The organism is Oleiphilus sp. HI0067 (assembly GCF_001635735.1).
This window is the reverse complement of sequence record NZ_LWFI01001637.1, coordinates 1-738: the sequence shown is the minus strand read 5'-3', so window position 1 is coordinate 738 and position 738 is coordinate 1. Positions and strand designations below refer to the sequence as shown.

Genomic DNA, 738 nt, shown 5'->3' with positions numbered 1-738 from the left:
TTTTCATCAAGATTTCTCGCTATACTAACTTTAGGATCAAAAAGAAAACTAACGATAAGGAAACACTTTGCAACTGCGTATTAACGATTTATTGGGCAACTACCATAAATTAATTATGGACCCCGTCCATGGCGGTATTCCTGTTTCGAGGCTTGAAGTTGCCATTATTGATCACCCTTTGTTTCAGCGCCTGCGTTTTATTTGTCAAAACGATATTTTGTCTCTTGTGTTTCCCGGAGCGACCCATTCACGCTTTCTCCATAGCGTAGGAGCCATGCATGTCGGCGGACGTATGTTTATGGCAATGGTCGAAAATGGACTAAAAACATTTGGCAGCAATGCGAGTGTTTCCGCCGAGACATTAGAAGCGATTAGTTATTTCCATAGAATAGTACGCTGTGCATGTTTACTACACGATAGTGGACATAGCAGCTTTTCTCATCAATTCAGTCGAACACCGACTATTCAAAATATCTTAAGCACACCTGGTATTTTCGAGCAATTATGGTCTGGAGAAGACAGCACACAGTTCTATGCTGAACAGCCTAGCGCTTTAGAGCATGAACATTATTCTGTTCGCGTAGCGCATCATATTTTGCAACAAGGGCAAGATGTCACTGAAGATATTGCCCCCCAAGATATCATTGCGCTAATGGAAACAAGCGCCACACACGCAACTGAGAAATTCTCGCATCACGCGAAGGCTATGTGGCCTTTAGTCATAGGTAACCAACAATC

1 pseudogene is annotated in these 738 nt (G+C 42.5%); it reads left to right on the top strand.

The window, feature by feature from the left end:
• Positions 1–67: 67 nt before the first annotated feature.
• A pseudogene (locus A3739_RS26360) lies at positions 68–738 on the top strand (HD domain-containing protein); the annotation flags it as partial.